Below are 22,889 nucleotides of genomic sequence, written 5' to 3'. Positions count from 1 at the left end.
CTATGTATCGTAGCCATCATGCAACTCGCACCCGGACTCCGGCGCGTCGGCAACGAGATCGTCGCGTCCTACCTCTTCATCGACGACCGCGGCGTCACCGTCGTCGACGCCGGCCTGGCCGGCCACTACCGCGACCTGCTGGCCGAGCTCGCCGACGCCGGCCTCGCGATCGACGACGTACGCGCGATCATCCTCACGCACGGCGACACCGACCACCTCGGATTCGCCGAACGCCTGCGCCGCGAGCACGGCGTGCCCGTGTACGTGCATGCGGCCGACCTCGATCGCGCGAAGGGCGGCGCCAAGCCCGCGACCTCGCTCGGCCGCGGCATCCGCCCCTGGCCGGTCGCGCGCTTCTTCGCCTACGCACTCGGCAAGGGCGGCGCGCGTACCGAGTACCTCACCGAGGCCGGCACGCTCGAGGGCGGGGAACGACTCGCCGACCTCCCCGGCTCGCCCGAGATCATCGCCATGCCGGGCCACTCGTCCGGCAGCATCGCCGTGCACTCCCCCGCGCTCGACGCGATCGCCGTCGGCGACGCGCTCACCACCCGTCACGTGCTCACCGGCCGACGCGGCCCGCAGCCCGCGCCGTTCACCGATGCGCCCGACACCGCGCTCGACTCGCTCGATCGGCTGGCGGCGACGGATGCCACGTGGGTCCTGCCCGGTCATGGCACGCCGTGGAACCGCGGCGCCCGGGAGGCCGTGCGACTCGTCCGCGCCGCCGCCGGCGGCGATCCGCACTGACCCTCCAGGACGCGCCGGCGGTCGAGCCGATCGCGCTCCGGGCCCGCAGACCGGTTGCCGCGGGCCTGAAGGTCGGTTAGTGTGCATTCACCGAATGCCCCGGAGGTGCCCGTGACCGAGACGCTCACCGAGCGCGGCCGCGCCAAGGCCGATCGCCGTGCAGCGCTGCTCGCGGCGGCGGCGCGCCTGTTCGCCGAGCGCGGATACCCGGGCGTCACCCTCGAGGAACTCGGGCAGGCCGCCGGGGTCTCGGGTCCGGCGGTGTACCGGCACTTCCCGGGCAAGGCCGCCGTCCTCGCCGCGATCCTCGCCGACGCGAGCCGCGGGCTCCTCGACGGCGGCCGCCGCACGGTCGAGGAGGTCGCCGAGCCCGATGACGCGCTCCGTGCGCTCATCCGGTTCCACGTCGAGTTCGCGCTCGCGAACGCCGACGTCATCCGCGTGCAGGACCGCGACCTGGGCAACCTCGACGATTCCGATGCGCACGAGGTCCGTCGGCTGCAGCGCGAGTACGTCGAACTGTGGGTGGGCGTGCTCGCCCGCCTGAGGCCCGACCGGGCCGAATCCGAGTTGCGCATCCGGGCACACGCCGCCTTCGGACTGATCAACTCGACCCCGCACAGCGCCCGCATCCATGGGCGCCGACCCGCGGACAGGCTCGTCCGCGGCATCCTGGAGGACATGGCATGGTCGAGCCTCACGTCGTGACCCTGCGCGCGACCCGCGCCGGCGATCGCGATGAGCTGTTCCGCATCCAATGCGACCCCGAGGCGAACCGCATGGCGGCGTTCACCTCGAAGGACCCGACGGATCGCGCGGCCTACGACGCGCGCGTCGCCCGGTTCGCCGCCCGCGACGACGTCGACAACCGCACCGTCCGCTGCGACGGGCGCATCGTGGGCAGCGTCGGCCGGTGGGTCGACGACGACACCGGCATGGTCGAGATCTCCTACTGGATCGACCGCGAGCACTGGGGGCGCGGCATCGCCACGCGCGCCCTGCGCCTGTTCCTCGACACCCAGCCGCGTCCGCTCCGCGCGCGGGCCGCGGCCGACAACGCCGGCTCGATCGCCGTGCTGCGCAAGCTCGGCTTCGTCGAGGTCGGCCGGGACCGCGGCTTCGCCGAGGCCCGTCGCGAGGAGATCGAGGAGATCGAGTTCGTCCTGCGATGAGCGGATGGCGATGCCGCGGCGCCGTGCCGGATCAGCGGTTGCGGTAGAGCTCCAGGAGGGGCGCCGGGATCCGGCCGCGATCCGAGACCTGGTGGCCGTTGGCGCGGAGCCACTCGCGCGCGTCCTTCGTGTCGCTGCCGCCGCCTCCGCCGCCGCGTCGGCGCGAGCCGCCGCCGGCGCGCCCGGACGAGGTGCGTCGCGCGGCGTCGACGAACGGCGCGAGGGCCGCGTCGAACTTCTCCGCGTTCGCCGAGGAGAGGTCGATGGCATAGCCCTCGCCGTTGATGCTGAATGCGATCGTGCGGTCGGCTTCGGATCCGTCGAGATCGTCGACGAGGGTCTCGACAATTCGCTTGGCCATGGTGCACGCCCTTTCCGCGGTGAGGACCGCTGAATTCGCAGGGGGAACTGCGCTCGAATGGATAGTGAATTCCTCCGGGAATCCTATTCCCATTCGATATGGGCTGCTCGAAATGAATCGGCGCTGTGCAATGCGACGCAAATCCCCCGCCGAACGCGAATCGTCGGAACCCGAATGGAATTCCGACGATCCGCGTCCGTGCGCACGTCAGGACATGGTGAGGGCCAGGCCGGGTTCGCGGAGGATGCGACCGATGTCGGCCAGGAACCGCGACCCCTGCTCGCCGTCGACCAGCCGGTGGTCGAACGAGAGCGAGAGCGTCATCACGTCGCGCAGCGCGACCTCGCCGTGATGCTCCCACGGCTGCCGGCGCACCGCACCCATCGCGAGGATCGCGGCCTCCCCCGGGTTGAGGATCGGCGTTCCCGCGTCGATCCCGAACACGCCGATGTTCGTGATCGAGATCGTGCCGCCGGAGAGGTCGCCGGGCGTCGTGCGCCCGGCGCGCGCCGTCTCCGCGAGCGCGGCGATCGCGTCGGCGAGCTCGATGAGCGTCATCCGCTCGGCGCCCTTCACGTTCGGCACCACGAGCCCGCGCTCCGTCGCCGCCGCGATGCCGAGGTTGACGTGGGCGAACCGCACGATCTCCTGCGCGTCCTCGTCCCAGCGCGAATTCACCTCGGGCGTGCGGGCCGCCGCGATGCACAGCGCCTTGGCGACGACCGTGAGCGGCGTGACCTTCCGGCCCGCGTATTCGCGATCGGCGCGGATGGCGGCCAGGAGCTCCATCGTGGCCGTCACGTCGACGGTGAGGAACTCGGTCACGTGCGGCGCCGTGAACGCGCTTCGCACCATGGCCGCGGCGGTGTGCTTGCGGACGCCGCGGATGGGCGTCCGCGTCTCGGTCGACGCCTCGCGCGCCGGCTCCGAGCGGTGCTCGGTCGCCGCCGCAGCACGAGCGGGCGCCGAGGTCCCGGATGCCGCGGCCTCGACGTCGCCGCGCGTGATGAGCCCGCGCTCGCCGGTGCCGGCGACCTGCTCGAGGTCGACGCCGAGATCGCGGGCGAGCTTGCGGACCGGCGGGGTGGAACGCGGACGCTCCCGGCGTTCCCCGACGGCCGCCGGACCGCTGCCGGCCCCGTCCGTCGCGGCGTCGGGCTCGATCCGATCGTGCTCCGGCGGCGCCGGCACGAGGTCGTCGCGGAGCGCGGCGGCGCCGAGGCGACGCGCACGGCGCTTGGGCCCGCGTTCCACCCCCGCGCCGTAGCCGACGAGGGTGGGTTCGCGGACCTCCGCGGCGGGTTCGGCGCTCGCCGCGGGCACTGCCTCGCCGGCGGCACCCGGCGCGGGAGCCGACTGCGCACCGGACTCCGGCGCCGCGGCCTCCGTCGTCGCACCGCCGCCCGTGTCGCACGAGAACAGCCGCTCGCCCACGTTCACCGTCTCGCCCTCGGCCGCGTGGAGCGCCGTGACGGTGCCCTCGAAGGGGGACGGCAGCTCGACGACGGCCTTCGCGGTCTCGACGTCGGCGATGATCTGGTTGAGCTCGACGTGGTCGCCGACCTTGACGCGCCAGGCGACGATCTCGGACTCGGTGAGTCCTTCGCCGAGATCGGGCAGCGCGAAGTCGCGGATCATGCTCACGCCTCCACCTCCGACACGTCGGAGAGCGAATTGGGCCGGCCCATGGCCCGGTCCACCCCGTCGAGGATGCGATCGAGGTCGGGCAGGTGGTGCTGCTCGAGCTTGGCCGGCGGATAGGGGATGTCGTGGCCGGTCACCCGCACGGGCGCGGCCTCGAGGAACTCGAAGCAGCGCTCGGTGATCGACGCGGCGATCTCGGCGCCGACCCCGCCCTGCTCGCCGGCCTCGTGCGCGACCACGAGGCGGCCCGTGCGACGGACCGACGCCTCGACGGTCGCGTAGTCGACCGGCGCGAGCGAGCGCAGGTCGATGACCTCGATCGACACGCCCTCCTCGGCCGCGGCCGTCGCCGCGTCCCTCGCGGTCTGGACGAGCGCGCCGTAGGTGACGAGGGTGACGTCGTCGCCGGACGCCGCGACGGTGGCCACGCCCATCGGCCGCGCGTCGGCGAGGTTCGCCTCGAGGTCGACCTCGCCCTTCACGTGGTACCGGCGCTTGGGCTCGAGGAACACCACCGGGTCGTCGCTCGCGATCGCCTGGCGGATCATCACGTACGCGTCGGCGGGGTTCGAGCACGCGATCACGCGCAGCCCCGCCGTGTGCGTGAAGTAGGCCTCGGGCGACTCCGAGTGGTGCTCGGCCGCGCCGATGCCGCCGCCGAACGGGATCCGGATGACCATGGGCATCCTGACGGTGCCGCGCGACCGGTAGTGGAGCTTCGCGACCTGCGCGACGATCTGGTCGAACCCGGGGTAGACGAATCCGTCGAACTGGATCTCGACCACCGGACGGAACCCGCGGTACGCGAGCCCCACGGCGGTGCCGAGGATGCCGGCCTCGGACAGGGGCGTGTCGACGACTCGCTCGGCGCCGAACTCGGCCTTCAGGCCGTCGGTGATGCGGAACACCCCGCCGAGGGTGCCGATGTCCTCGCCCATGAGCACGACCTTGTCGTCGTCGGCGAGCGCGCGGCGCAGCCCCTCGTTGAGGGCCTTGCCGAGGGTCAGCGTGGTCATCGGCCGCCCTCCTCGTCGAACATGGCGAGGTACCGGGCGTATCGCGAGCGCTGGCGCTCCAGGTGGCTGTTGGGCTCGGCGTAGACGTGGTCGAAGACGCTCATCGGCTCCGGGTCCGGGATGTTCGTGATGGCCGCGCGGAGGTCGGCGGCGGCGCGGTCGGCGGCCGCCTTCGCGTCGGCGTCGACGGCCTCCATGTCGGCGCCGGACGAGGCGAGCAGGGCGTGCAGGCGCGTGACGGGATCGCGCTCGCGCCACGCGGCGAGGTCGTCGTCGGTGCGGTAGCGCTTGGGGTCGTCGGCGGTGGTGTGGGGACCCATGCGGTAGGTCACGGCCTCGATGAGCGCCGGTCCCTCGCCGCGTCGGGCGCGGTCGAGCGCCCACCGGGTCACGGCGAGCACCGCCAGCACGTCGTTGCCGTCGACGCGGATGCCGGGCATGCCGAACCCGTCGGCGCGGCGCGCGAGCGGCTGCTTGGACTGCAGGCCGACCGGCTCGGAGATCGCCCAGCCGTTGTTCTGGCAGAAGAACACGACCGGGGCGTCGAAGCTCGACGCGAAGACGAACGCCTCGTTGACGTCGCCCTCGCTGGTCGCGCCGTCGCCGAAGTAGCTGATCGAGGCGTGCTCGGAGCCCTCCCACTTGGCGCCCATGGCCCAGCCGACGGCGTGCAGCGACTGCGCGCCGATGATGATCTGCGGCACCGCCATCCGCTTCTCGTAGGGGTTCCACCCGGATGCCGCGGTCCCGCGCCAGACGCTCAGCAACTCGACCGGCTGCACGCCGCGGAGCCACGCCACGGCGTGCTCGCGGTAGCTGGAGAACACGAAGTCCTCGTCGTCGAGGGCGCGCGCCGAACCGATCTGCGCGGCCTCCTGCCCGGCCAGCGGCGGCCACAGGCCGAGCTCGCCCTGACGCTGCAGCGCGGTGGCCTCGGCGTCGAGCCGGCGGACCACGACCATGTCGCGGTGCAGCGCGGCGAGGGCCTCGGTGTCGACGTCGGCGACCCACGGGTCGAACTCGGGGTTCGCATGCCGCGTGCCCGACGGGTCGAGGAGCTGGACGAGGTCGTCCGGGCGTGTGAGCAGCCCGGTCGCCTCTCGGTCGGAAGGGGTCATCGTCGAACCTCCGTGTCGGCTCCGCCGCCTTGTGGGCAGCGTCGCATCCGGCGACGGTGCCGGATACGGGCAGGCTACGCCGATCTGGCATTCGGCTCAAGCAACGTCCACCGCGTTGCGCAGATTGCGTAGTGCGACCCTGCCTCACGGTGCTAACGTGTGGCGCTATGAACGGGTATGACGCCGTCGACCGCGCCCTCCTGGCGGCGCTGTCCGACGATCCGCGCGCGACGGTGGTCGCCCTCGCCGAGCGGCTGAAGCTGAGCCGCAACACGGTGCAGGCGAGGATGGCCCGCCTCGAGGCGTCCGGCGCGTTCCTCTCGTTCGAGCGGAGCATCGACCCGACGCCGCTGGGCTATCCGCTCGAGGCCTTCGTGTCGGTGCACGCGAGGCAGAAGGTGCTCGCCGACGTCGTGCGGGAGCTCGTCCGGATCCCCGAGGTGATCCAGGCGCACGGGCTCTCCGGGCAGGTCGACCTGCTCGTGCGGGTCGTGTGCCGCGATGCGCACGACCTGTTCCGCATCGACGAGGAGATCCTGGCCATCGACGGCGTCGAGCGGACGGAGACCTCGCTCGCGATGGGCGAGCTCATCCCGTATCGCCTCGCACCGCTCCTGGCGCGAGAGGGCTGATCGGCGCCCGCCGCGAGGCACGCGTCCTCGCACCCAGCTCTCCCGCATCGAGGCGCGCGCCGTCGCCGCCGCGGCGGTGGCCGAACGCGACGAGTTCATCCGGCGCGCGGGCTGGCTGCCGCTCTGACCCGACCCGCCGGAGACGACGGATGCCCCGCCCGAATCGATCGGGCGGGGCATCCGTGCCGGACGTCGCGCGGTGCTACGCGTCGGCACCCTCGGCCGGGGCCTCGGCGTGCTCGCCGGTGGCGCCGCGACCGTTGGTGTCGGCGTCCTCGGCGATGACCGGCGCGAGCGAGAGCTTGCCGCGGTCGTCGATCTTCGTGATCTCGACGAGGATCTTCTGCCCGACGCCGAGGACGTCGTCGACGTTCTCGACGCGCTTGCCGCCGGCGAGCTTGCGGACCTCCGAGATGTGCAGGAGGCCGTCCTTGCCCGGCAGCAGCGAGATGAACGCGCCGAACGCGGCGATCTTCACGACCGTGCCGAGGAACTGCTCGCCGACCTCCGGATTGGTCGGGTTGGCGATCGCGTTCACCGCGGCACGAGCCGCCTCGGCCGTCGGGCCGTCGGTCGCGCCGATGTAGACGGTGCCGTCGTCCTCGATCGAGATCTCGGCGCCCGTGTCGTCCTGGATGCCGTTGATCGTCTTGCCCTTCGGGCCGATCAGCTCGCCGATCTTGTCGACCGGGATCTGCACGCTGATGACGCGCGGCGCGGTCGGGGCCATCTCGTCGGGGCCGTCGATGGCGGCGTTCAGCACGGCGAGGATCGTCGTGCGCGCCTCCTTGGCCTGCGTCAGCGCACCCGCGAGCACCGAGGCGGGGATGCCGTCGAGCTTCGTGTCGAGCTGGATCGCGGTGACGAACTCCGACGTGCCGGCGACCTTGAAGTCCATGTCGCCGAGCGCGTCCTCCGCACCGAGGATGTCGGTGAGCGCCGCATAGCGGGTCTCACCGTCGACGGTGTCGGAGATGAGGCCCATCGCGATGCCCGCGACCGGCGCCTTCAGCGGCACGCCCGCGTTCAGCAGCGACAGCGTGGACGCGCAGACCGAGCCCATCGACGTCGAGCCGTTCGAGCCGAGCGCCTCCGAGACCTGGCGGATGGCGTACGGGAACTCCTCGCGGCTCGGCAGCACCGGCACGAGCGCGCGCTCGGCGAGCGCGCCGTGGCCGATCTCGCGGCGCTTCGGCGACCCCACACGACCCGTCTCACCCGTCGAGTAGGGCGGGAAGTTGTAGTTGTGCATGTAGCGCTTCTTGGTGACCGGGCTCAGCGAGTCGATCTGCTGCTCCATCTTGAGCATGTTCAGCGTGGTGACGCCCAGGATCTGGGTCTCGCCGCGCTGGAAGATCGCGGAACCGTGCACGCGCGGGATGACCTGCACCTCGGCGTCGAGCGGGCGGATGTCGGCCAGCCCGCGACCGTCGATGCGGACGCCCTCGGAGAGGACGCGCGAGCGCACGACGTGCTTGGTGACCGACTTGTAGGCGGCCGAGACCTCGCCGTTGGCCGACTCGGGGAGCTCCCCGGCCTCGACCTTGGCGGCGACGGCCTCCTTGACGCGCGCCTTCAGCGCGTCGTCGGCGTCCTGGCGCTCGACCTTGCCGGCGATCTGGTAGATGCCCTTCAGCTCCTCCAGCGCGAGCTCCTCGACCGCGGCCTTCGTGGCGTCCTGGTAGGGCGGGAACGTCGGGTAGTCGGCCGTCGGCTTCGCGGCGGTCTTCGCGACCTCCTGCTGCGCCTCGACGAGCTGCTTGATGAACGGCTTCGACGCCTCGATGCCCTGCGCGATGACGGTCTCGTCGGGCTTGACCGCACCGGACTGGATGAGCGTGAACGCGTTGTCGGTCGCCTCGGCCTCGATCATCATGATCGCGACGTCCTGCGAGCCGTCGGCCTCGGTGATGACCCGGCCGGCGACGACCATGCTGAACACGGCCTCCTCGAGCTGCGAGTGCTTCGGGAACGCGACCCACTGGCCGTCGATCAGCGCGACGCGCACGCCGCCGATCGGGCCCGAGAACGGCAGGCCCGACAGCTGCGTCGAGAGCGACGCGCTGTTGATGGCGAGCACGTCGTAGAGCTCGTCGGGCTCGATCGCGAGCACGGTCACGACGACCTGGACCTCGTTGCGGAGGCCGTCGACGAACGACGGACGCAGCGGGCGGTCGATCAGGCGGCAGGTGAGGATCGCCTCGGTCGAGGGGCGGCCCTCGCGGCGGAAGAACGAGCCGGGGATGCGGCCCGCGGCGTACATGCGCTCCTCGACGTCGATCGTGAGCGGGAAGAAGTCGAAGTGCTCCTTCGGCTGCTTCGAGACCGAGGTGGCCGAGAGCAGCATGGTCTCGTCGTCGAGGTACGCGACCGCGGAGCCCTGCGCCTGCTGGGCGAGGCGACCGGTCTCGAAGCGGACGGTGCGGGTGCCGAAGCGACCGTTGTCGATGACGGTCTCGGCGAACGTGATTTCAGGACCTTCCAAGAGGTCTCTCTCCTTTGTTTCGGCTCGCGCGCCCGTGTGGCACGCGAGGTGAACAAGGAGCAGGGAACAGGCAGATCTCAGCGCGTCGATGACCCGCCAGCGCTGGCCACCAGTAGAAGTCCACCAAGCTCTCGCTTGGTAAGCCACCACAGGGGACCAGCTTCCTGCCGGCCTGCTCCGGAGCGCCCACGAGAGGGCGCGAGCTCATGTTGAATTGAGCGGATGCCGCGCGGGCATCCTCGGCGAGCCTACCAGCCCGGCGTGTCGCGGCCTAGCGGGGCCCTCCGACCGGATGCGACCTGCGGGGCACGGGGGCCGGCGGCACCCGTCGACGCAACCCCTCGCGGCGGGAGCCGGGGAAGGCGCATCATTGGCCGTGGGGGCACCGTCCGGTGCATCCCGGATCGCCGAGGAGGAACTCCATGTCATCCGTCGCACGGGTCACCACCATCACCGCGTTCTCCGAGAAGAGCTTCGAGGACGCCGTCGCCGTGGGCATCGCCCGCTCGGCGCAGACGCTTCGCGGCGTCAAGGGCGCCTGGGTCAAGGAGCAGAAGGTCAAGGTCGACGGCGACCGCATCATCGAGTGGTCCGTGACCCTCGAGGTCACGTTCGTCCTCGACGACTGACGAGCCGAACGACGGCGGGGAGGGAGCCGATGGCTCCCGCCCCGCCGTATGCCTACTCCCCCGCGAGTCCCCCCAGCAGGTGCCCCATCGGGCGGTCGAGCGCGAACGGGTCGCTCACGCGGTCGCCGCGGTCGGTTCGCTCGACGAGCTCGGCGAACTCGCGCGCGCCGCGGAAGATGCGGTCGGGCAGCGAGCGGACGCCGTCGCCCCCGCCCCAGTCGCCGGTGGCGGCGAACACGCCGGTGGTCACCGGGACGGCGTGGAGGTACGTGAACAGCGGCCGGATGGCGTAGTCGATCGCGAGCGAGTGCCGCGGCGTGCCGCCGGTCGCCCCGATGAGCACCGGCAGGTCGGTGAGCGACTGCGGGTCGATCACGTCGATGAACGACTTGAACAGTCCGGCGTAGCTCGTCGAGAAGATGGGCGTCACGGCGATGAGGCCGTCCGCCGTGGCGAGCTCGTCGAGCACCTCCTGCAGCTTCGGCGGCGCGAAGCCGGTGAGCAGGTGGTTGGTGATGTCGTGCGCGAGGTCGCGCAGTTCGACCGTCCGTACCTCGGCCTCGACCCCGCGCTCGCGGAGGACGCCGACGGCGTCGGCGGTGAGGCGGTCGGCGAGCTGCCGGGTCGAGCTCGGCGTGCTCAGTCCGGACGAGACGACGACGATGCGCTTGGCGGTCATCGTGCACCCGCCGTCCTCGTCGCGGCGAGGCCGAAGGCCGCCCCCGACGCCGGGGCGCCGGCGAGGGCCGGCGCGTCCTGGTAGGGCGACCCGGCCGTCAGGTTGTCGCCGCGGTTCGCGCGCGGGGTCGCCTGCCGCGGCGTCCCGTCGCCGTACTTCGCCGCCACGAGCGAGGCGTGCGTCGGCGCGTCGGGCACGTGGGCCGGGCGGTCCGTCGCGAACTCGCGTCGGAGCACCGGCACGACCTCCTCGCCGAGCAGGTCGAGCTGCTCGAGGACGGTCTTCAGCGGCAGTCCCGCGTGGTCGATGAGCCACAGCTGGCGCTGGTAGTCGCCGACGTAGTCGCGGAAGCCGAGCGTCCGGTCGATGACCTCCTGCGGGCTGCCGACGGTGAGCGGGGTCTGCTGCGTGAAGTCCTCCATGCTCGGGCCGTGTCCGTAGACGGGCGCGTTGTCGAAGTACGGGCGGAACTCGTTCACGGCGTCCTGGGAGTTCTTGCGCATGAACACCTGGCCCCCGAGGCCGACGATCGCCTGCGCGGCGGTGCCGTGGCCGTGGTGCTCGTAGCGCTGGCGGTACAGCGCGATCATCCGCTGCGTGTGGGATGCCGGCCAGAAGATGTGGTTGGCGAAGAACCCGTCGCCGTAGAAGGCGGCCTGCTCGGCGACCTCGGGGGTGCGGATCGATCCGTGCCAGACGAACGGCGGCACGCCGTCGAGCGGGCGCGGCGTCGCGGTGAAGCCCTGCAGGGGCGTGCGGAACTTCCCCTCCCAGTCGACGACGTCCTCGCGCCAGAGGCGGTGCAGGAGCTCGTAGCTCTCGATCGCGATGGGCAGGCCCTGGCGGATGTCCTTGCCGAACCACGGGTAGACCGGGCCGGTGTTGCCGCGGCCGAGCATGAGGTCGGCGCGTCCGTTCGACACGTGCTGGAGCATCGCGTAGTCCTCGGCGAGCTTCACCGGGTCGTTCGTGGTGATGAGCGTGGTCGCCGTCGAGAGCTGCAGGGTGCTGGTCTGCCCGGCGATGTAGGCGAGCGTCGTGGTGGGCGAGGACGACCAGAACGGCGGGTTGTGGTGCTCGCCGAGCGCGAAGACGTCGAGACCGACCTCCTCCGCGTGCCTGGCGATGGTCAGCGTCGCCTGGATCCGCTCGGCCTCGCTCGGGGTGCGGCCGGTCGTGGGGTCCTGCGTGATGTCGCTGACGGTGAAGATTCCGAACTGCATGTCGCCCTCCTGGGCTCCGTCTCGTTTCATGCTTTTGCATGCAATCTGGTGAACCGATGACCCGGTCGAAGTATTCCCGACCTCATCCGGCCAGGTCCAGCACGGCCCGCGCGGCATCCGCGAGGGCGATCCCGTAGGCGCGGCCGTGCCCGGCGGCGTGCACCGCGAGCGGATGCAGCTGGTGGAGCGGCAGGCGTTCGCGCCATCCGTCGCGCAGCGGCGCCGCCGCGTCGTAGGCCGCGATGACGTCGTCGAGGTACGGGCAGCCGAACAGGTGGAGCATGGCGAGGTCGGTCTCGCGGTGTCCGCCGTGCGCGGCGGGATCGACGAGCACCGCCCCCTCGGCGGACCACAGCACGTTGCCCGTCCAGAGGTCGCCGTGGAGGCGCGCCGGCGGCTCGCCGTCGTCGAACGCGCCCGCGGCCACCACGTCGCAGGTGCGCTCCACCAGGTCGGCCTCGTGCCCGGTGAGGCCGCCGGCGTCGACGGCGACGGAGAGGAACGGCATCACGCGGTCGCGGGCGTAGAAGCGGCCCCAGGACGGTTCGGCGGCCGTCGGCATCTCGCGACGACCGATGAAGAGCGGGCCGTCCCAGCCGTCCGGCGGTGACCCGAACACCGGCGCACCCGCGGCGTGGGTCCGGGCGAGCGCGGCGCCGAACGACCGAGCGGCGGTGCGCGTGGGGCGGACCTCGTCGACCCGCCGGAGCTCGATCCGACCCGGTCGGACGTCGAGCACGCCGACGACCGGCACGCCACCCGCGGCGTCGAGCCAGGCGAGCCCGGCGGCCTCCGCCTCGAAGAAGCCGGTCGGGGCGTCCGCACGCTGCTTGACGAAGGTCTCCACGGCTCCAGTGTGCCGCCACCGGGCACGAACACGGGGCCCGTCGCTGTCGCGACGGGCCCCGCTGGGTTCGATCGATCCGGGACTAGTCCAGGTCGGTCGGGCCGTGGCTGTGGTCGTGGCCGTCCACCAGGTCGGGCGACAGACCGCCGCCGTTCTCGGGGACGAACGTGCCCTCGGGGCCGGCCGCAGCCGGCAGCTTCAGGCCACCGGCCACCTCGACGCCGGCGACGCCGTTGACCGTCTCGGTGGAGTACGAGTACACGAGCACCGCGAGGGCGACCGCGTCGGCGTTGACGCCGAGCGCGTGCATGTCGAGGTTGCTGATGTCATCGCACGCCTGGTGGTAGCACGGGTCGAACGACTCGCCGGCCGTACCGCCCCAGATCGACTCCTGCTCCTCGGTCTTCACGACCTCGGCACCGGTGAACAGGCCGCCGGCGGCGATGCCGTTCTCGATGAACGCCTGGTAGTCGCTGCGGCCGCTGAACGCGGTGTCGTCGTAGGGCTCGCCCACGAAGGTGTAGTAGCGCTCGAAGAGCTCCTCGATCGCGGTGGAGCCGTCGGGCACCGTGACCGGGGCGTCGAAGCTCGACTCGTTGCCGTCGTACACCATGAAGATGTAGTTCGGCGAGGCGATCATGTCGAAGTTCAGGTACAGCGCGATGCGGTCCTTCTCCTCCTGGCTGAGCTCGGCGACGTACTCCTCCGAGCCGATGAGGCCGGACTCCTCGGCACCCCACCAGGCGAGGCGGATGGTGTTCTGCGGCTCGAGCGTGGCGATGTTCTGCGCGAGCTCGAGCAGCGCGGCCGAGCCGCTGCCGTTGTCGTTGATGCCGGGGCCGGCCTGCACCGAGTCGAGGTGCGAGCCCGCCATCACGACGTTGTCGTCGTTGACGCCCGGGAGCTCGGCGATGACGTTCTTCTGCGGGCGCGACTCCGGCGCGGGGACGAAGACGTTCGCCGTCGAGCCGGCCTGCGAGAGCGCGACGCCCTGGTCGTAGCTTGCGCCGACGGTCGGGATGCCCACGACGTTCGAGCCGCCGAGGGTGCCGACGATGAGCCCCTTGCGGGCGTCGGTGTCCTCGTTGCCCTGGTTGAAGATGATCACGGCCTCAGCGCCGGCGGCCTCGGCGTTGAGAGCCTTGGCGCTGAAGTTGCAGCCGCCGCGCTGAATGAGCGCGATGTCGGCGGGGCCCGAGAAGTCGAGGCCGGCGAAGTCGTCGGCCGTGCATCCGCTCGTGCTGGTGTTGCCCAGGTAGAGCTGGAGGTCCACCGGGATGATCGTTCCGGTCACGTCACCGGCGCCGCTGCCGGTGTAGGGGCCGGTCGGGTACTCGGCCGTGCTCGGCGTGAGCTGCGTCAGGGTCGACGGCCCGACGTACGTGTACGGGAACTCGTCGATCGACACCTCCCAGCCGGCGGCCTCGAGCACGCCGGTCACGTAGTCGACGCTGGCCTCGTAGCCCGAGGTGCCGGCCGCGCGGTTGTCGTCGTTGGCGTCCGCGATCGCCTGCAGGGCCTGGAGGTGCTCCATTGCACCTTCAGGGGTGACGCACTCGAGGAGCTTCGCGATCGTGTTGTTGTCTCGCTTCTCGCAGACCTTGCCGGTGGGCGGTGCGGCGAACGCGGCGCCCGGCGCGAGCGCGAGCGCTCCGGCCACGGCGGTGGCGGTCGCGAGCACGACGGCGCGGCGGGCATGCCTTGCAGATCGGTACATCGTTTCTCCTTCTCGAGGGGCGCCCTCGTCGACGCCCCATACGCCGAGACCCTATGCGGCAACTGACAGGAAGAAACAGTCTTGACTTCGAGCGATGTACCCCGTATGAGCGACACCCGCTGAGGGGTCGCGGTCCCGATTCAGCCCGCGGACGGACCGTCCTCGCCGACCACGTGCGCGAGCCCGCTGAGGTCGAGGTCGACGCGATAGGGACGCCCCGAGCCCTCGATCACGGCGGGCACGCGGACGAAGCGCCCGGACTCGCGCAGGCCGTCCAGGCGATCGCGCCAGGTCGCGTCGGCGGTGTCGGGGAGGAACCCCGCGTGACGGGGCTCCACGTCGCCCACCAGCTGCACCCCGACCCGGAAGCGCGGCGACATCCACCGGCGGGCACGCGGCACGAGGACCGCCCACTGCCGCGCTCCCCCGTGCAGCCTCGCGAGGTCGATGGCGGGCTGGTGACGATGCGCGTCCGCGACGGGCACGACGGCGCGCAGCGCATCGCCTGCTGACGGAGCGTCGACGAGGTCCAGGGCGCCCGCGTCGGTCAGCTCGCCGACGGCATCGGGGTTGCGCATGCGCCGCTCCCGCAGCCAGCCGAGGACCAGCCAGGTGCCGGCGAGCACGATCGCGACCACCAGCGCGATGAACGCGGCACCGGATTCCGGCCGGACGAGCCCGGTGAGCACGAGCAGTGCGACGAGCACGAGGTACGGGAGCGGCTCCCAGCGGAGGGGGTGGACGAAGCGCGGCGCGGACACCACGACAGGCTACCGGTGGGCGATGTCGGGCGCCCCGGCGCGGGCGACGCGCGCGCGCGACGCGAATGCGGGCGACGCGACACTCACCGGAGCGCGTCGAGCCTCCCGGCGATCTCCTCGAGCACCGCCTCGCTCCCGGCGTAGAGGCCGTGCTCGCGCGGTCGGTGCGAGATCACGTCGGTGAAGCCGAGCTCGCGCGCCCGGCCGACCGAGTCCTCGAAGGCGGCGACGCTGCCCATCGAGTACCGCCCCTCGTCGTCGAGCGAGAGCACGCGGTCGAGGTCGCCCGGGTCGCGTCCCTCGGCGGCGCACGCCTCGTCGAGGCGCGCGACGAGCGGGGCGAGCCCGGCCCACCATGCGTCATCCGTTTCGGCCTTCGGTCCCGTCGTGACCCAGCCGGAGCCGAAGCGCGCGGCCAGGCGCATGGCGCGCGGCCCCTCCCCCGCCATGAGGAACGGCATGCGGGGCAGCTGGGCGGGCTCGCCGACCATGCGCGCGGCGTCGGCCGAGAACTCGTCGCCCCAGTAGGTGATGCCGCGGTCGGCGCCGCGCTCGAACCGGAGCAGCCGATCGAGCGCCTCGGTGAACTCGCGGAACCGCTCGAACCGCTCCCGCGGCGTGAGCTCGCCCTGCCCGAGCACCCGCGCGTCGAACCCGGTCCCGCCCGAGCCGAGTCCGAGCACGAACCGGCCGCCCGAGATCTGGTCGATGGTGGCGACGTCCTTCGCGAACGGCACCGGGTGCCGGAAGTTCGGGCTCGCGACGAGCGTGCCCAGCCGGATCCGCTCGGTCGCCATGGCCGCCGCGGTCAGCGTCGGCACGGTCGCGTGCCAGCGCTCCCCCGCGAGCCCCCGCCACGACAGGTGGTCGTAGGTCCAGGCGTGGCCGAAGCCGAGCCGCTCGGCGTCGCGCCACAGCCGACCCGCCCCCGGCCACTCGTACTGCGGCAGGATGACCAGTCCGAAGCGCATGCCCAGAGCCTACGCGGGCTCGGCCACGGCCGCGCGCACGGTCCGACCCGCCCCGTCGGCAGGCGGATCGACGGGCGCGTCATCCGGAACCGGCACGAGATCGACGTCGAGGGCCACCGACGCCGGGCCCCGGTCGCCGCGCTCCATCCGGACCAGGACGATCCCGGCCAGGATGAGCGCGCCGCCGAGGATCTGCAGCGGGCCGAGTGCCTCGCCGAGCAGGATCCATCCGACGACCCCGGCGAACACGACCTCCGACAGGCCGAGGAACGAGGACAGTCGCGATCCGAGCAGGCGGATGGCGGCGACGCCCGCCGTGTACGCGAACGCGGTCGAGACCGCGCCGACGGTCAGCAGCGGCACCCACCAGGGCGCGGTCCCCCCGAGGAACCCGACGTCGGTGAAGGCCGCCTCCATCGGCAGGATGCCGACGAACCCGAGCAGCGCCAGCGCGATGGCGCCGACCACGAAGCCGGCCGCGATCAGCGCCACGGGCGGCAACTGCTCGGTGGCACGCTCGCCCACCGCGTAGTAGACGCACACGCCGATCATCGCGATGCCGGCGAACGCGAGGCCCAGCACGTCGAGGTCGCCGCCGCCGGGGCCGATGACCAGGACGAGCCCGGCCATGGCGAGCACCGATCCGCCGAGCACGATGAGCTGCGGCATCCGCCGGGTTCGCACCCACGCGAACAAGACGAGCGCGATCGGCGCGAGGTACTCGATGAGCAGCGTCATGGAGACGGGGATGCGCTCGAGCGACGCGTAGAACGCGACCTGCACGCTCGCGACGGCGACGAGGCCGTAGAGCAGCACGGTCCAGCGCGCGCGCCAGAGCGGGCGCAGGTCGAACCGGAGCGCGATCAGCGCCGGGACCACGAGCAGCACCGCGGCGATCGAGATCCGCGCGAGCACGGCGGCACCGGGCGACCAGCCCGCTTCGAGCAGCGGCTTGACGAAGACGCCGCCCGCACCGAAGGCGAGCCCGGCGCCCAGTCCGAGCGCGATGCCGACGATCCCCCGTGATGCACGCACGGTGCCCCCTCTCCACAACCTGCGCGCCGTCGGCCCACGTCAGGGCCGAACGTCGTTATGCTCGTGACGTTAGCCGAGCGGATGTCAGGAGTCAAATGATTTTCACCGATGACACGACCGCGGCCCTGGGGTTCATGGCGGCCGTGGCCGACACCGTGCCGAGCGCGTCCGAATCGGGGGACGACGAACTGGCCACGATCGCCCAGCTCCGCACGCTCCTCGACGACTGGGGCTTCTCCGGACGGCGCGACGGCGACCGGCGCGAACTCGACGAGGTGCGCGAGGTCCGCGACCGGCTCCGCTCGGTCTGGACGCTCGAACGCGACGACATGGTCGAGGCCGTGAACACGATCCTCGAGGAGACGAACGCGACGCCCCGCCTCATCCGGCACGACGACCTCGACTGGCACATCCACGCGGTCTCGCAGGAGTCGCCGCTGGCCGAACGTATGCTCGTCGAGGCCGCGATGGCCCTCGTCGACGTCATCCGCGCCGACGAGACCCGCCGGCTCGCCCGCTGCGACGCCGACGACTGCACCGGGGTGTTCGTCGACCTGTCGAAGAACGCGTCGAAGCGGTACTGCAGCACCCGGTGCGGCAACCGGATGGCCGCTCGCGCCCACCGCGCCCGGACATGACGAAGGCCCCCGGCGGGCTCGTGATGAGCCGGCGGGGGGCCTTCGCAAGAAGTTCGCGGTGTCGTCGAGAGCCGCGCGGGTGAATGCGCTTAGCGGCGCAGCCCGAGACGCTCGATGAGCGAGCGGTAGCGGTTGATGTCGACGTCGGCGAGGTAGCCGAGCAGACGACGACGCTGACCGACGAGGAGCAGCAGGCCACGACGCGAGTGGTGGTCGTGCTTGTGCTCCTTGAGGTGCTCGGTGAGGTCCTTGATCCGCTTGGTGAGGATCGCGATCTGGACCTCGGGGGATCCAGTGTCACCGGGGTGCGTCGCGTACTCTTCGATGATCGCCTTCTTGATGTCTGCATCCAGTGCCATAGATGGGATCCCTTCTTCTCGTTGCGCGCTGCCCGGGGCCTGATGCCTGGGCTCTCTTGATGCGCGGCCGTTTCACGGCAACCTCAAGAGTCTAGCAGAGCGGATGCCGCCGGCCGATCCCCCGGGAACGCGCGAGCGGTACCTTCGGCCCTGTCCGACCCGTCGAACGGCGCCTAACGTGGGTCCATCCCGACACCGACCCGGAAGGACGGACGCGACATGGGCTCGACTACCGCACGATTCGGGGGACGCACGGCCATCGTCACCGGCGCGGGCTCCGGCATCGGACTCGCCACGGCGCTGCGCCTTGCGGACGAGGGGGCCCGCGTGGTGGCGAGCGACCTCTCCCAGGAGCGGCTCGACGCGCTCGTAGCCGCCCACCCGGGGGCGGGATTCGTCGCGGTCGCCGGCGACGTCTCGACCGAGGAGACCGCTCAGGCGCTGGTCGCCGCCGCGGGCGAGCGCATCGACGTGCTCGTCAACAACGCCGGGATCATGGACGCCTTCCTCCCGGCCGCCGAGGTCGACGACGCGACGTGGGAACGGGTGATGGCCGTCAACGTCACGGCGATCATGCGGCTGACCCGCGCCGTGCTCCCCCGCATGATCGAGGCGGGGAGCGGCGTCATCGTGAACGTCACCAGCGAGGCGGGGCTCCGAGGGTCGGCGGCCGGCGTGGCGTACACGACCTCGAAGCACGCCGTGATCGGCTACACGAAGAACACGGCGTTCATGTACGCCCCGAAGGGCATCCGCGTGAACGCGGTCGCGCCGGGAGCGACCGCGACGAACATCGAGGCGCCGTGGGAGTCGGAGTGGGCGCAGGGCCGCCTCGGGCCGCTGATGCAGGTCGTCATCCCCGGCGTCGCGACGCCGGAGCAGCTCGCCGCGGCCATCACCTGGCTCGCGAGCGACGACTCGGCCAACGTCACGGGCGTGGTCCTGCCGTCGGACGGCGGGTGGTCGGCCGTCTGAATCGGGCGCCGCTCAGCCGCCCGGCACCAGCGGGAAGATCGCCGGCCAGCCGTTGTGCGCGTACACGATCACCATGAACACGACCGCGTCGAAGATGAGGTGCACGATGAGCACGTACGTGAGCGACTTGGTGAGCTTGAACGTGTAGCCCTGGATGAGCGCGAACGGGATGGTGAGCAGCGGCCCCCACGACTGGTAGCCGAGCTCCCACAGGAACGAGACGAACACGATCGACTGCAGCAGGTTCGCCTGCCAGGCCGGGAAGTGCCGTTTCAGCAGCGTGAAGACCGTGCAGATGAAGAAGAGCTCGTCCCAGGTGCCGACCGCGTTGACGCCGACGAAGAGGCGGGCGATCTCGTTCGGCGTCTCGACGACGGGCCAGTTCTGGTACACGCCCGAGGTGATGAAGTAGAAGGGCAGGATCAGCCAGCCGGCGAGCGTGACGAAGATGAGGTAGAGCCACTGCGTGCGGGTCCATCGACGCCCCGTGCGCCACGGGAAGCGGATGACGCGCTCGCGGTAGACGAATCGCGAGATCGCGTAGGGCACGAGCACGGCGAGGCCCAGGACGACTGCGAAGCGCACCATCGCGGCATCCGACAGCTCGGCCTTCAGCGACATCGTCGAGATGATCACCTGGCCGATCGCGATCAGCAGCAGGTCGGGCGCGAGCCGCTCGGTGCGGCCGGAGCGGTCGACGAACCAGGCGGCGGCGACGCCGATCGCGAGCAGCGCGTAGCCGGGCAGCCGCTCCTGGAACCCGAAGAGCGACACCGCGGCCGCGCACACCAGGAACGCCGGGACCAGCCCGACCGGATGGGTGCGCACCTCGGCGGTGGCGGGGGCGGTCGCGGTCACGTCACCAGCCTGCCATGCGCGCGCGGGCGGCACCGGATCTCGCAGGCGACTCGCGGCCGGACGGCTCCGGTCCCGTCGGCGGTGCGTGCGAGCATCGACGCATGACCCGGATGCCGCTCCCCCGACGCCCCATCGAGGCCGCACGGCCCGCGGGCGTCGTCCCGCCATGGCTGCTGCTGCGCGTCGCCGAAGCCGGCGAACGGTTCGACGTGGCGGCCGACGCGGCGCGGCGCTCGCTCCGCCACGACGCGCCGATGCGCGAACTGCGCGCCGAGGGGGCCCGCCCGCCGTTCGCCGTCCCGCCGACGCCCGAGGAACTGCCCTCGCTGCGACCGGGTGGCGAGCCCGGCCCGGACCGTCGCATCTCGGATGCCGGCGGCGCGCAGACCCTGCCCGGCCGGCTCGTCCGTCGCGAGGGCGGCCCCGAGACCGGCGACGAGGCGGTCGACCAGGCCTACGACGGCCTCGGCGAGACCTACCGCCTGTTCCGTCGGGTCTACGGGCGCGATGCCATCGACGGCGCCGGCGGGTCGCTCGAGGCGACCGTGCACTTCGGCGATCGCTACGACAACGCCTTCTGGGACGGCGAGCGGATGGTCTTCGGCGACGGCGACGGCGAGGTGTTCCGCGGCTTCACCCACTCGCTCAGCGTCATCGGGCACGAGCTCGCCCACGGCGTCACCGAGGCCACGGCGCGCCTGCGCTACCGTGACCAGTCCGGTGCGCTCAACGAACACGTCTCCGACGTCTTCGGCGCCCTCGTCGAGCAGTACGCGATGGGACAGGATGCCGCGGCGGCGAGCTGGCTGATCGGCGAGGGCGTGTTCACCGAGCTCGTCGAAGGGCGGGCGCTGCGCTCCATGCTCGAGCCGGGGACCGCCTACGACGACGACGTGCTCGGCCGCGACCCGCAGCCGGCCCACCTTCGCGACTACGTCGTGACCCGCGACGACAACGGCGGCGTGCACCTGAACTCCGGCATCCCCAACCGCGCCTTCGCCCTCGCGGCGAGCGAGCTGGGCGGGTTCGCATGGGAGCACGCGGGACGCGTCTGGTACGACGCGCTCACCGACGGCGTGCTCGGCCCCGACGACGGATTCGCCGTGTTCGCCGCGGCGACGCACGCGGCCGCGCGCGCCCGGTACGGCGTGGCGTCGCGCGAGTCGCGTGCGGTGGCGAGCGGATGGCGCGCCGTGGGGATCGATCCCGAATGACGGGCGACGAAGCCCTCCCGCCGCCCGAGCGCCGGCGGAGTACCATCGGCGGCATGGAGGTGGAGGTCGTCCGCAGCGGAGGCATCGCCGGCCTGCGGCTCACCTGGAGGGTTCACGTCGAGGACCAGCCCGATCCCGAGGAGTGGGAGCTGCTCCTCGAGCGGCTGCCCTGGGAGGAGGCCGCGCCCGCACCGGCCGAGCCCGACCGGTACGAGTACCGCATCCGCTGCGAGCCGCATGAGGCGACGCTCGCGGAGCGCCAGCTCACCGGGCCGTGGCGCGAGCTCGTGGAGCGGGTGCGCGAGGTCTCGGAACCGGACCGAGGGCGCCGACCGGCACCGTGAGCCGCGCGAGCCGGGTGCATCGACCCGGCACGGGCGTCACGTCGAGCGGAGCTCCCCGCGCACGATCGAGTCGCCCGAGTGGGCCGGGTTGCCGTCGACCGGCTCGGCGGAGACGTCGACGAGCGGGTACTCGTCGAGGTCGACGCCCGGCGGCACCACGAACCGGCCGTTCGAACCGTCGAGCAGGCCGAGGCTGACGAGCCCGGACGCGTCCGAGCGGATGAGCCAGACCTCCCGCACCTCTCCCTCGGGCACGACCGCGTCGAGGTCGACGACCACGGTGCGGGCGCCGTCCGCGGCCTCCTCGACCGTGGCCGTGCCGACCGCGTCATCCCAGCCGGGGAAGGCGTCGAGGTCGGCGCTCGCGAGCACGACCGCGGGGTCGTCGACTTCCGTTCCGCCGCCGGACCCGGCCGCGCCGAACAGCCACCCGAGGCCCACCCCCGCGAGGATGCCGCCGACCGCCGCTGCGACCGTGATCGGGAGCCACGCAGCGCGACGCCGCGTGCCGTCCGGGCCGTCCGAGGCCAGCGCCGGCCGGCGCGGGCGCCGGCGGCGCGCGACGTGGTCGGACGTCGCCGCCGGCGCGACGGCGACCGCGGTCCGGCCCTCCAGCGGATCGGCCGCCAGGTCGGGCGCCAGCCCGAGCTCGGCGTGGATCGACGACCAGACCGACGACGACGGCGACTCGAACCGGTCGTCGGAGGGTCCGCGGCCGAGCGCCACGGTTCGGACGAGGGCGTCGTACTCTCCCCGGCAGTCGGCGCACCCATCGAGGTGGTCACGGACGGCCGCGTCGGGCTCGCTCCCGTCGAGGGCGAGCACGGCGAGCTCCTCAGGCTCGATGTGGTCCATCATCCACCTCCCATCGTGTGCGCAGCCGGGCGAGGCTGCGTCGGACATGACTCTTCACGGTGCCGATCGGCATGCCGAGCGTGTCGGCGATCTGCGAATGGCTCAGCTCGTCGTAGAACGCGAGTTGCATGACGCGGCGAGGGACCGGCTCGAGGCGTTCGAGTTCCTCGGCCACCATCACCCGCTCCGCGAGATCGTCCTCGACCGCATCGGGCGCGGTCGACGCCTCGGCGACGAGCGTGTCCTCGAGGCGACGGGCCCGGGCCCGGGCCTCGTGCGCATCGGCGATGCGGTGCTTCGTGATCCCGACGAGCCACGCACTGAGGCTCGACCGCGCCGGGTCGAAGGTGTGGCGCCCGCGCCATGCCGAGATGTAGACCTGCTGGGTGACGTCCTCGGCGTCGGTGCGATCGCCCAGCGAGCGGAGCGCGAGACGGAACACGAGCGGGGACCAGCGGGCGTAGGCCTCTCGGAGCGCGCGCTCCTCGCCGGCCGCGAACTCGGTCGCGAGCGTGCGGTCGTCGAGCGTCTCGAAGGCGGTCGCGCTCACGGTACGGCGTTCACCCCTTCGTCGGTCCAGGAGGCGTCGCGAGTCGATCACGACCC

Annotated in this window: 25 protein-coding genes; 9 read left to right on the top strand and 16 right to left on the bottom strand. The window is 72.1% G+C overall.

What is annotated here, in order from left to right; all coding sequences use genetic code 11:
• The first annotated feature begins 18 nt into the window (after positions 1-18).
• The 3 genes from ACUY4T_RS13050 (at position 19) to ACUY4T_RS13040 (ending at position 1,922) form a co-directional block, all read left to right on the top strand.
• Positions 19-750, top strand: a complete 732-nt coding sequence (locus ACUY4T_RS13050) for an MBL fold metallo-hydrolase (RefSeq protein ID WP_446019393.1) — start codon at positions 19-21, stop codon at positions 748-750.
• 111 nt (positions 751-861) lie between these two features.
• Positions 862-1,458 carry a TetR/AcrR family transcriptional regulator gene (locus ACUY4T_RS13045; protein WP_446019392.1) on the top strand — a complete coding sequence of 199 codons (597 nt, stop codon included), beginning with the start codon at positions 862-864 and terminating at the stop codon, positions 1,456-1,458.
• The gene (locus ACUY4T_RS13040; RefSeq protein ID WP_446019391.1) at positions 1,455-1,922 is read left to right on the top strand and encodes a GNAT family N-acetyltransferase; all 468 of its coding nucleotides are present in this window, start codon (positions 1,455-1,457) and stop codon (positions 1,920-1,922) included. Before ACUY4T_RS13045 ends, ACUY4T_RS13040 begins: the two co-directional genes overlap by 4 nt.
• Before the next feature lie 31 nt (positions 1,923-1,953).
• On the opposite strand, the gene ACUY4T_RS13035 is transcribed toward ACUY4T_RS13040, so the two are convergent.
• From ACUY4T_RS13035 to pdhA, 4 genes are all read right to left on the bottom strand, one after another.
• A complete protein-coding gene (locus ACUY4T_RS13035; RefSeq protein WP_446019390.1) occupies positions 1,954-2,283 on the bottom strand; it encodes a histone-like nucleoid-structuring protein Lsr2 in 330 nt (109 codons plus the stop codon).
• Between the two features lie 207 nt (positions 2,284-2,490).
• Positions 2,491-3,921, bottom strand: a complete 1,431-nt coding sequence (locus ACUY4T_RS13030) for a dihydrolipoamide acetyltransferase family protein (protein ID WP_446019417.1) — start codon at positions 3,919-3,921, stop codon at positions 2,491-2,493.
• Between the two features lie 2 nt (positions 3,922-3,923).
• The gene (locus ACUY4T_RS13025) at positions 3,924-4,943 is read right to left on the bottom strand and encodes an alpha-ketoacid dehydrogenase subunit beta (RefSeq protein WP_446019389.1); all 1,020 of its coding nucleotides are present in this window, start codon (positions 4,941-4,943) and stop codon (positions 3,924-3,926) included.
• Positions 4,940-6,061, bottom strand: a complete 1,122-nt coding sequence (gene pdhA, locus ACUY4T_RS13020; RefSeq protein ID WP_446019388.1) for a pyruvate dehydrogenase (acetyl-transferring) E1 component subunit alpha — start codon at positions 6,059-6,061, stop codon at positions 4,940-4,942. The genes ACUY4T_RS13025 and pdhA overlap by 4 nt, the downstream gene beginning before the upstream one ends.
• 167 nt (positions 6,062-6,228) lie before the next feature.
• On the opposite strand from pdhA, the gene ACUY4T_RS13015 reads away from it, so the two are divergent.
• A complete protein-coding gene (locus ACUY4T_RS13015) occupies positions 6,229-6,693 on the top strand; it encodes an Lrp/AsnC family transcriptional regulator (RefSeq protein ID WP_446019387.1) in 465 nt (154 codons plus the stop codon).
• A 202-nt stretch (positions 6,694-6,895) separates the two neighbouring features.
• Here the strand turns inward: ACUY4T_RS13015 and ACUY4T_RS13010 are convergent, their stop codons facing one another.
• A complete protein-coding gene (locus ACUY4T_RS13010) occupies positions 6,896-9,178 on the bottom strand; it encodes a polyribonucleotide nucleotidyltransferase (RefSeq protein ID WP_446019386.1) in 2,283 nt (760 codons plus the stop codon).
• Positions 9,179-9,600: 422 nt separating this feature from the next.
• Here ACUY4T_RS13010 and ACUY4T_RS13005 point away from each other — a divergent pair, with 422 nt between their 5' ends.
• Positions 9,601-9,807: a dodecin family protein gene (locus tag ACUY4T_RS13005; protein WP_446019385.1), complete on the top strand. Its 207-nt coding sequence runs from the start codon at positions 9,601-9,603 to the stop codon at positions 9,805-9,807.
• 52 nt (positions 9,808-9,859) lie between these two features.
• On the opposite strand, the gene ACUY4T_RS13000 is transcribed toward ACUY4T_RS13005, so the two are convergent.
• The 7 genes from ACUY4T_RS13000 to ACUY4T_RS12970 all read right to left on the bottom strand — a co-directional run bounded on the left by ACUY4T_RS13000 (position 9,860) and on the right by ACUY4T_RS12970 (position 17,040).
• On the bottom strand, positions 9,860-10,486 hold the full coding sequence (locus ACUY4T_RS13000; RefSeq protein WP_446019384.1) for an FMN reductase: 627 nt from the start codon (positions 10,484-10,486) through the stop codon (positions 9,860-9,862).
• Positions 10,483-11,709: an LLM class flavin-dependent oxidoreductase gene (locus ACUY4T_RS12995; protein ID WP_446019383.1), complete on the bottom strand. Its 1,227-nt coding sequence runs from the start codon at positions 11,707-11,709 to the stop codon at positions 10,483-10,485. The genes ACUY4T_RS13000 and ACUY4T_RS12995 overlap by 4 nt, the downstream gene beginning before the upstream one ends.
• An 82-nt stretch (positions 11,710-11,791) precedes the next feature.
• A complete protein-coding gene (locus tag ACUY4T_RS12990; RefSeq protein ID WP_446019416.1) occupies positions 11,792-12,628 on the bottom strand; it encodes a fructosamine kinase family protein in 837 nt (278 codons plus the stop codon).
• 10 nt (positions 12,629-12,638) lie between these two features.
• Entirely contained in the window at positions 12,639-14,273 is a 1,635-nt protein-coding gene (locus ACUY4T_RS12985) for a M28 family peptidase (protein ID WP_446019382.1), read from the bottom strand.
• Between the two features lie 140 nt (positions 14,274-14,413).
• Entirely contained in the window at positions 14,414-15,034 is a 621-nt protein-coding gene (locus tag ACUY4T_RS12980; RefSeq protein ID WP_446019381.1) for a hypothetical protein, read from the bottom strand.
• Between the two features lie 83 nt (positions 15,035-15,117).
• On the bottom strand, positions 15,118-16,005 hold the full coding sequence (locus tag ACUY4T_RS12975) for an LLM class flavin-dependent oxidoreductase (RefSeq protein WP_446019380.1): 888 nt from the start codon (positions 16,003-16,005) through the stop codon (positions 15,118-15,120).
• 9 nt (positions 16,006-16,014) lie between these two features.
• The gene (locus ACUY4T_RS12970; protein WP_446019379.1) at positions 16,015-17,040 is read right to left on the bottom strand and encodes an EamA family transporter; all 1,026 of its coding nucleotides are present in this window, start codon (positions 17,038-17,040) and stop codon (positions 16,015-16,017) included.
• A 95-nt stretch (positions 17,041-17,135) separates the two neighbouring features.
• On the opposite strand from ACUY4T_RS12970, the gene ACUY4T_RS12965 reads away from it, so the two are divergent.
• Entirely contained in the window at positions 17,136-17,678 is a 543-nt protein-coding gene (locus tag ACUY4T_RS12965; protein WP_446019378.1) for a CGNR zinc finger domain-containing protein, read from the top strand.
• Between the two features lie 89 nt (positions 17,679-17,767).
• Here the strand turns inward: ACUY4T_RS12965 and rpsO are convergent, their stop codons facing one another.
• Positions 17,768-18,037: a 30S ribosomal protein S15 gene (gene rpsO, locus ACUY4T_RS12960; protein WP_127793104.1), complete on the bottom strand. Its 270-nt coding sequence runs from the start codon at positions 18,035-18,037 to the stop codon at positions 17,768-17,770.
• 219 nt (positions 18,038-18,256) lie between these two features.
• On the opposite strand from rpsO, the gene ACUY4T_RS12955 reads away from it, so the two are divergent.
• Entirely contained in the window at positions 18,257-19,012 is a 756-nt protein-coding gene (locus ACUY4T_RS12955) for an SDR family NAD(P)-dependent oxidoreductase (protein WP_446019377.1), read from the top strand.
• Between the two features lie 12 nt (positions 19,013-19,024).
• On the opposite strand, the gene ACUY4T_RS12950 is transcribed toward ACUY4T_RS12955, so the two are convergent.
• Positions 19,025-19,870, bottom strand: a complete 846-nt coding sequence (locus ACUY4T_RS12950) for a CPBP family intramembrane glutamic endopeptidase (RefSeq protein ID WP_446019376.1) — start codon at positions 19,868-19,870, stop codon at positions 19,025-19,027.
• A 101-nt stretch (positions 19,871-19,971) separates the two neighbouring features.
• On the opposite strand from ACUY4T_RS12950, the gene ACUY4T_RS12945 reads away from it, so the two are divergent.
• Positions 19,972-21,084, top strand: a complete 1,113-nt coding sequence (locus ACUY4T_RS12945) for a M4 family metallopeptidase (protein ID WP_446019375.1) — start codon at positions 19,972-19,974, stop codon at positions 21,082-21,084.
• Between the two features lie 53 nt (positions 21,085-21,137).
• Positions 21,138-21,428: a protealysin inhibitor emfourin gene (locus tag ACUY4T_RS12940; protein ID WP_446019374.1), complete on the top strand. Its 291-nt coding sequence runs from the start codon at positions 21,138-21,140 to the stop codon at positions 21,426-21,428.
• Between the two features lie 36 nt (positions 21,429-21,464).
• Here the strand turns inward: ACUY4T_RS12940 and ACUY4T_RS12935 are convergent, their stop codons facing one another.
• Positions 21,465-22,283, bottom strand: a complete 819-nt coding sequence (locus ACUY4T_RS12935; RefSeq protein ID WP_446019373.1) for an anti-sigma factor — start codon at positions 22,281-22,283, stop codon at positions 21,465-21,467.
• Positions 22,264-22,833 carry an RNA polymerase sigma factor gene (locus tag ACUY4T_RS12930; RefSeq protein ID WP_446019372.1) on the bottom strand — a complete coding sequence of 190 codons (570 nt, stop codon included), beginning with the start codon at positions 22,831-22,833 and terminating at the stop codon, positions 22,264-22,266. The genes ACUY4T_RS12935 and ACUY4T_RS12930 overlap by 20 nt, the downstream gene beginning before the upstream one ends.
• Positions 22,834-22,889 lie beyond the last annotated feature (56 nt).

It is taken from the genome of Agromyces arachidis (assembly GCF_052805135.1).
The sequence above is the reverse complement of the archived record's forward strand: the minus strand, read 5'-3'. Positions and strand labels throughout refer to the sequence as shown.